Annotated in this window: 7 protein-coding genes; 1 reads left to right on the plus strand and 6 read right to left on the minus strand. The window is 57.5% G+C overall.

The features are described 5' to 3' along the window. Nucleotides 1-11: 11 nt before the first annotated feature. Genes GGR30_RS15495 through GGR30_RS15515 form a run of 5 tightly spaced genes read right to left on the minus strand, consistent with a single transcriptional unit; the run spans nucleotide 12 to nucleotide 6,069 of the window. Complete coding sequence (locus GGR30_RS15495) at nucleotides 12-734, minus strand: IclR family transcriptional regulator (protein WP_183487877.1); 723 nt, start codon at nucleotides 732-734, stop codon at nucleotides 12-14. After that, nucleotides 731-1,567, minus strand: a complete 837-nt coding sequence (locus GGR30_RS15500; protein WP_183487879.1) for an ABC transporter permease subunit — start codon at nucleotides 1,565-1,567, stop codon at nucleotides 731-733. The genes GGR30_RS15495 and GGR30_RS15500 overlap by 4 nt, the downstream gene beginning before the upstream one ends. Nucleotides 1,568-1,570: 3 nt before the next feature. Beyond that, nucleotides 1,571-2,503 (minus strand): carbohydrate ABC transporter permease, encoded by a 933-nt coding sequence (locus tag GGR30_RS15505; protein ID WP_183487881.1) that lies wholly within the window; start codon nucleotides 2,501-2,503, stop codon nucleotides 1,571-1,573. Between the two features lie 10 nt (nucleotides 2,504-2,513). Beyond that, entirely contained in the window at nucleotides 2,514-3,779 is a 1,266-nt protein-coding gene (locus tag GGR30_RS15510; RefSeq protein WP_183487883.1) for an ABC transporter substrate-binding protein, read from the minus strand. A 22-nt stretch (nucleotides 3,780-3,801) separates the two neighbouring features. Beyond that, nucleotides 3,802-6,069 carry an FAD-dependent oxidoreductase gene (locus tag GGR30_RS15515; protein ID WP_183487885.1) on the minus strand — a complete coding sequence of 756 codons (2,268 nt, stop codon included), beginning with the start codon at nucleotides 6,067-6,069 and terminating at the stop codon, nucleotides 3,802-3,804. 244 nt (nucleotides 6,070-6,313) lie between these two features. On the opposite strand from GGR30_RS15515, the gene GGR30_RS15520 reads away from it, so the two are divergent. Beyond that, nucleotides 6,314-6,550 carry a hypothetical protein gene (locus GGR30_RS15520; RefSeq protein ID WP_183487887.1) on the plus strand — a complete coding sequence of 79 codons (237 nt, stop codon included), beginning with the start codon at nucleotides 6,314-6,316 and terminating at the stop codon, nucleotides 6,548-6,550. A 460-nt stretch (nucleotides 6,551-7,010) separates the two neighbouring features. On the opposite strand, the gene GGR30_RS15525 is transcribed toward GGR30_RS15520, so the two are convergent. Further along, nucleotides 7,011-7,722, minus strand: a 712-nt coding sequence (locus tag GGR30_RS15525) for a hypothetical protein (RefSeq protein WP_183487889.1), incomplete at its 5' end; no start/stop codon positions are given.

Below are 7,722 nucleotides of genomic sequence, written 5' to 3' on the forward strand. Positions count from 1 at the left end.
GGTTCTGCCTTTCAGGCGTAGCTTTCAATTTCGCGGATCAGCGTCTTCAATTCGCCGACATAGCTCTCAAGGGCGCTGCCTTCGATGGCGATATCGGTAAACGCGATGCCGGCTTTTGCGCCGCCAACCGAAAAGGTAGCGGCGATATTGTTGATGCGGCCAGCCGCATCGCGCTGGCAGGCATAGCCGTTGCGCCTTATGGCGGCGATAGTGTCGGCAAGGCCCGCTCTTGCGTCCTCCGACCAGTCGACGATGCAGAGCGCCAGCGCATCGTCATCCATCTCGGCCAGAAGCGCCTTGCCGATCGTAGATTGCGAGGCGTGGTAGAGATGATAGCCACCAAGGCCTTCGGCCGGGTTCTGATGGGCAAGTGCGTGATACATATAGACCACCGCATCCTTCCACAGAATGCCGATCGCCAGCGTCCGGTCATCGTATGCATGGCTGATCGCCACATGGGTCGCAGCGCGAAACAACCCGGAGGAATGAAAGCTCTGCGCCGCGAGAACATGCACCACCGGGCCGGGCAGATATTTCTTCTGCTGGTTCTGCTCGGCCATTCCGATGGCTTTCAGCGTCCTGAGCAGCCGGTTCACCTTGATCATGTTGATGCCCAGCCGCTCGGCAAGTTCCTTGGTGCCAAGCGGATGATCGCTGGTCGTCAGTTCCTGAAAACAGCGGATACCATCGACAAGGCTCTGGTTGGGCTGGGATGTCTGGGGTTTGTCGCTCATTTCACGGCTCCCGATGTCACGCCGCCGATGAATTGCTTCTGCAGCATGGAAAAGACAAGGATAACCGGCGCGGCGACGATAAATGAGGCCGCCATGGCCCCGCCCCAATCGGCATTGTTCTCGTTGATATAGCGTAACAGAAGGCCGGGACCGACGGTGCGCTTGTCATCAGAGGTAATCAGCGTCATCGAATAGAGCAGATCATTCCACGACCACATGAAAGCATAGAGCGCAACGGTGATGAAGGCCGGCAGCGAGATCGGCATGACGATGCGCCGGAAGATCTTCATATTGCTAGCGCCATCCACTTTGGCCGCCTCAATCAGCTCGTTCGGCACCTGCTTGAAATAGCTGTACATCATATAGGTCGAGACCGGCAGCGCGAAGACGATATAGGAAACCGTCAGTCCGATACGGGTGTCGAGCAGGCCAACCGATTGCAACATTGGGTAGATGCTGATCAGCAGAACGCCAAATGGAAACATCTGCGCCGACAGGATCAGCAGCATCAGAGGGCGTTTCACCGGATAGTCGAATTTGGCAAAGCTGTAGCCGGCCAGCGCTGCCAGAACCGCATTCAAAAGCGCCGAAGCGGTGGACGTGACAAGGCTGTTGCCAAGCTGCAGGATCAACGGACCCTGCGTGATGGCATTGATGAAATGGCCGAGATAAGGCCGGTGCGGCACGAAGGTCGGGTCTGAAAGGTAAAGCTCGGCGTTTGCCTTGAACGCGCTCGACAGCGCCCAGTAAACAGGGAAGAATAGAAAGAAGGCGATGACGGCGAGAATGACGATAAAGCCGGTCTTTTCCCGCCAGGTGCGCAGTTCAAGCACGGCTCAATCCTCCCTGAACAGGCTTCTAAGATAGAAGATGACAATCGGCATCAGCGTAAAGACCCAAAGCACGCCGATGGCGGAAGCCATGCCGAGATTCCAGTTCTGGAACGCCTGCTTGTAGACCTCGATCGACAGGACCGAGGTTGCCCGGACCGGCCCGCCACCGGTCAGAGCGAAAATGATGTCGAACTGCTGCAGATTGCCGATCATGCCAAGCGCGCCGGTAACGAGGAAGACGGGTTTGAGATGCGGCAGTATCAGGCGCCGTACGATCTTCAGATTGCCCGCGCCATCAATGCGCGCTGCCTCGATCTGCTGGAAATCCATACTCTGCAGCCCGGCCAGGAAAAAGGACATGAACAGCGGGATGGAAATCCAGGTCCGTGTCAGAATGACGGCCATCATAGCCCCGACATCGTTGGAGAGAAACTGCATCGGCGCGTTGACGGCCCCGATATCCATCAACAGCATATTGACGATGCCGTAGCGCCCGTTCAGCATCCAGGCCCAGATGAAGGCACTCACCGTTGACGGCAGGATCCATGGCAGCAGCGTCATGGTGCGGAAAACCGCACGCCCCCGAAAATCCTGATACATCAGCAACGCCCAGGAGAGGCCGAGAAACATGGTCAGAAGTGTCGTGCCGACGACAAAGATAGCCGTCGTCACCCAAGACCCGAGCACGTAAGGGTCTGTGAGGATGGTTCTGAAATTCTCGAACCCGATGAAGATCGGCTCCGTGTCGTAGATCGTGTACTGGTAGAAGGCCATGGACATGGCATCCAAAAAGGGCCAGGCCACCATGACCAGAAACGCAATCATCGCCGGGGCGAGGATCAGATAGGCAAAACGCCTGTCTGAACGTTTCAGGTAGCCGGGTTTTCGCCGGGCCGGGCTTGTCACCCCCAGCTGGCGCGTGGTCGCCATGCCCATGTCACCGTCCTCAGTTCATCAGTTTTTCGATACGGCTCTGCATGTCGGCCGCAGCCGTTGCCGAATCTTTCTTGCCCAGCACGGCAGATTGAACCTCCTCCGAAACAATGGCGACATAATTGGCGCTGTCCTTTAGAGAAGCGAGTTCGTTGAGCTTCGGCATGCCAAGCGAGGCATTCCAGTCGACAATATACTGGTCGGAGGTGACGATGTCGCTCGCCCTCGCCGACTTGGTGACTGGGATTGCGCCCAGCTTCTGGAAGTATTCGAGCTGGATCTCGTCATTCATTGTCAGGCCCGAAATCAGCTTTGCAGAGGGGCTCTCGGCGGAAAGGGCGCCGTCCACCATGCCTTCCTCTGTCTCGCGCATCACCAGAAGATGCCCCCACTCCATGGAATGCGGCGTCATGCCGGCTTCGGCCACCGGCATGGGGACCGGATAGACATATTTGACGAACGCTTCGCCCTCACCGGAAAAATCTTCCGCAAAGCCCTTTGCGACCGGCGCATCGAAATAGTAGGCGCTCTCGCCTTGTCCGAACATGCGCCGTGCAGCTCCGCGATCGACATCAAGGGCAGAGAGACCGCTATCGACCAGATCCTTCATGAAGTCCAGCGTCTGAACCGTGGCTTCAGAATCGACGACCGGCTGGCCGTTTTCGTCGAAGATCGAGCCGCCAAAAGCCCAGAGCCAGAGCTGGAAATCGCTAGATACCAGATCGTCACCCTTGGTCATCATCGCATAGGGTGTGCTGTTCGGTTGGGCCTCCTTAACCTTTTCAAGATCGGCGACGAAGTCGTCGATCGTCGCCGGCGGCTCGCTAACCCCGGCCTGCTCCAGCACCTTGCGGTTGGAGACGAGGCTGATCGAGCCGATATTCCACGGCATACCAACCTGCTTGCCTTTCACCTGACCCGCGGCCAGCACTTCCGGCGGGAACATCGCCGCGAGCTTCTCCTCGCCGTAGAGTTCGTTGAAATCGACCACGTCGGGCATCTGGGCAAAGGTCGGCAGCCAGCGTTCCTGTGCCTGGTAAACATCAAGCGGCTGGCCAGTCCGGATCCTCAAGAAGACCGTCTTCTGCATATCCCCCCAGGCACTCGACAGCACATCAACCGGTACGCCGGTTTCCTCAATCAGCTGCGTCATGACCGGCGCATTGCTGGGCTCGGCCGTGATCCAGTTCAGGAATGTCACCTTGCCATCGGCGGCATGAGCGCCAAACGCACTCACCGAAAGCGCCAGCGCTGCAACGCTCGCTTTGAAAACCATCATCGTTTCTCCTCCAGTTATCTGTTTATTCTACACGCAGTCCAAGCAGTGACACGGCGTGGCCCTGTCTGTTGGCCAGCCGCAGGCTCAGGCTGTCGATCTGTCTTTCCTCCGAAAGATCGACAGCAAGGACGGGATTGCGATTGTCTCGGATCTCGGCCACGACGCGGCCATTGGCGCTGATCGTGGCGTCATGGACAAGAAGCGGCATAACTCGGTCATGGTGGCGGTATTGCACGCTTTCCAGCGGATGATCGTAATCGCAATCAAGATAAAGAATGAGTTTTCGGGCGAGAATCGGCGTCTCAAAGCTGAGTTTCACTTCAGGCGCCGTGTCCGCACGATCAGCCATCCAGGCATTGGGGGCAGACGTCGGCCTGAGCGGTCCGAATGTCAGGTTGGCGGCATCGAAGACATGCAGGGGATGATCCGCATCAAAGGCGATATTGGCGCCCCCGGGCCGACGCTCGGGCACCCAGAAGTCGAAGCTGTCGACGCCAAGTTCGCTTGGCGCTTCCTGTCGAGCCGTGGTCGAAACCTTGTCGAGGCCGCCTTTCTTGACCGCGACAAGACCGGTGATGCACTCGCTCGAAAGCCCGATCTCGACATCCGGGTTTTCCATAAAGCAGACAAAGACATATTGTGCCTGCGCAAGTTTCGGCAGCGGGATCGCAACGGTCTGTTCGCCAGCATCAAGCGGCAGCGAAACCGCGCTGACCAGTGTCTCCGGCGTATGGTTTTCAGGCTTCTCGGCAATCTGCAGTTCAACGTTGAGCTCCGTCGACCGCGCTGCGCGCAGCGGTACATGGATCACATTGTCAATGTCGGTGCGTCCCGGCAAAAGCTGGGCATAGCTGGCCGTCAGTTGCTTGTAGCCATGATCATGGGCGAGGCCGGAGAGTGCGAGGCTCGAGGACACGGTGATTTTGGCGGCATGCGCCAGATTACCGTCCACCAAGGCATCGTAATGGGGCACGTAGTGACCGGCCCGTGACAAACTGAGTTTCAAGGCGGGAAGATATTCCGGTTTCGCCACATCGCGCGGCAGAATGCCAGCCTTGACGCAAAGAGCTGCAGCCGTGCCGATCGCCTGGCCAACGGTCGACGACGTCGCCATCACCCGCGACGAACCGAAGGCGACATGAGAGGCGGACAGGAGCCTGCCATTGGTAAAGAGATTCTCGATATTGCGGCTGTACATGCAGCGAAAGGGAATGCCGTAGACACCCTTGGCATGAAACTGATTGCAGCCATCGGCGTCGCCATAGACGCCGTCGGCAGGATGCAGGTCGATCGACCAGCCGCCATGGCAGACATCGTCTTCATGGACGATCTGTCGGACAATATCCTGTTGCCTGAGAATATAGTCGCCTTCTGCGCGCCGACTTTCGCGCTTGCCGGGAATGGTGCCGACCCATTCGAGCGCCAGATTGGCGGCTTCGGGAAATTCGCCGGAATTCTTGATGTAATTCCAGACGCCATAGACAATCTTCTGCAGCTCGACCTTGATCTCTTCCGACTGATGGATCGTGTCCAGTCTGCCGCCCCATTCAATCCACCACAGCGAACATCCCTGCTCGGTGGTGCGGAACCGGCGGTAGCGCGGAATGAGACTTGGCACGTCCTTCAGAGCAAAATCGGGCGCAACATAATCGACGGGATGGCCGACATCCTTGGTGTAGAAATACATCGAATGGCCGAGCAGCTCGCCGTAATTATTGCCCGGCGCCATGGGTTCATCAAACTCGTCCGCCTTTTCCGCGCCCATGCGATAGGCCGCACCAGACATGTGAACGAGAATGCCGTCACCGCTGGAATCAGCGAAAAAGGCGCCCGAGAGCCGGTACAGGGTGCTATTCTGGGAATTGAAGGCATGAATCTGACGGACTCGATTATCCGTCGTCACCGCATGAAAAACCTGGGTATTGACGAGCACGGTCAGGTTCTGCTCCCGGCTCACCCAATCCTGAACGATGCTGTCGAAGATGACGGGATTGCCGCCCGGATTGCGGAACTGATTTTCCAGCAGCAGTTCGTTGATGATCCCGCCCTCGCGGGCGAAGCGATTGTTGTTGCCGCCGTGGGAGGTGGCGCCCAGGATCCAGAGACGAACCTCGCTTGAGGCGTTGCCGCCCAGAACCGGCCGATCCTGCACCAATGCGACCTTCAAGCCCTCCCGCGCCGCCGAAATTGCGGCACAAACACCGGAAAGACCGCCTCCCACAACGACCAGATCCGCCTCGATTTCAACGGTCTTCAGGTCACGCGGGGCACTGGCACCCTCAACAATCATGCATTCCTCCCATTTCTATAATAGAAATATCTATAATTGAAATCATGATGTCAAGTCTGAATCAATGCATGCTACGGATGCCGCCGTGCAGCCCTTGCTTCTAGCCGAGCTGTCCCGCTGCCCGAACACCTCAAATCCAGTGACAAATCAAAGTACTTATCCATATGCGCTAAAAGCTCGAGATCCTCGTTCATCAGAATGTGGAGTGTCATAACGTATATGACGCTTCAGAATCCCTCTGGGATTGGGTGACAGCTATGGTCCGGCAGCCATCGACTTGACACCGCGCAGCCTGACGCCGCTTGCGCAAGACGACATCCAGCCAATGCGGTTCGGTGGTAACGGTCGGGCAATGCCATCGATCCCTCCCGACTTTACCGATCAACACAGCCTGATGCGCCGGGACTACCCGAAGGTAGAGACCCGCTTAGCGCTGGCAGCAGCTTTCATCTCTCCCGGGACATTGCAATTGCTGGCGTGAATGGCGGGACAGCCCAGCCTGCGCAAGGCTCTGGCCCGGAGCATGTCTTATTGAGAATCGGCAGTAACCGGGCGGCTCTAGTGGTCGAGACCTATACCGGGAACAACCCGGCGACCGCGTGCCGCCTGACCCTGAAGGGCAGAGAGGAGACGGAGATCATTGTGCAAGTCGCCGCGGAAATAGCGATGGGTGTCGGGGATATGCGGGAACATAGCGTGAGACATACGGTAGCTTTGCGGGTCTGGCCGAAGTCCTGCGAACGGCCAGCTTGGGCGCGCTCTCCGGGCCGGCAGAAACGGGGCCGTAAACCGTCATGCAGGTTTCCGGATGGCTGGACGGCAAAGCGGACATCGTCCTATATTGCGTGCTGCTGCGCTTTCGCCCAGAGGCGACATTCATTTCGATCCAGAGCGCTGCATCGCTAGACCTGGCTTCCGCCGCGCCGCACCCACAATCAAGCCTAGTCCACTGATGTGATGAAGATATTCTCGGGAGTTTCCTGTCCGATGAGCCTCTTCTCTCGCTCCTTGTTTCGGTCCTTGATTGCCGTCTTTCTCGCCCTTCGAAACACAGGGGCGAAACGTCCCCAGAGACTGCTCTTTGGCGGTTCGGGACTCACGCGCGCATCTATAGAAGTCTTTGCAATTATCAAGCACCGCCAGAACTCCTCTGGAGTCGGCGCGTTCCACATGCTCTCAACCCAATGCCGCGCCCATATGGCACTCTCGTGTTCCGAGAACGCATGCTTGGCGGCTTGCCCTGATACGCCTCTGTGATCGATATGCTTACCCAAGATGTCAGCAAACTCACCAGATCGAATTGAGTAGCCCGCAATCGAAATTGCGTATGCTTGATCTAAGCTATCTCCGCTTGCCGCCAGATCTAGGACCATCGATTTGATAAAGTCGGCAGCACCGAAGCGTTCGGCTGCAAGGACTTCGCGAGCGAGGACCGCGTCATTTTCTGAAGCCAACAGCCTTTGACGCCACAATGTCTTCATTGGTTCTGACACTTCGCTCCCCCAAATCGCTTGGTGCTCAAGCGTCAGGTCGTCTCCCAAGGCAAGCAATACGAAACTGTTGATTGCCACTGAGAACTGACCCGGTGTGGCCTGATATTTCCATTGAGAATTGACCCATGTTCCAACCTTCCCTCGCATGTTTTGAGCGGGG

Origin of the sequence: Martelella radicis, assembly GCF_014196625.1 — a bacterium.
Classification (GTDB): Bacteria; Pseudomonadota; Alphaproteobacteria; order Rhizobiales; family Rhizobiaceae; genus Martelella; species Martelella radicis.

Bases quoted from the DNA above. Each gene is read 5' to 3' on its own strand.
- GGR30_RS15495 (WP_183487877.1), bottom strand. From the start codon at position 734: ATGAGCGACAAACCCCAGACATCCCAGCCCAACCAGAGCCTTGTCGAT.
- GGR30_RS15505 (WP_183487881.1), bottom strand. From the start codon at position 2,503: ATGGGCATGGCGACCACGCGCCAGCTGGGGGTGACAAGCCCGGCCCGG.
- GGR30_RS15510 (WP_183487883.1), bottom strand. From the start codon at position 3,779: ATGATGGTTTTCAAAGCGAGCGTTGCAGCGCTGGCGCTTTCGGTGAGT.
- GGR30_RS15515 (WP_183487885.1), bottom strand. From the start codon at position 6,069: ATGATTGTTGAGGGTGCCAGTGCCCCGCGTGACCTGAAGACCGTTGAA.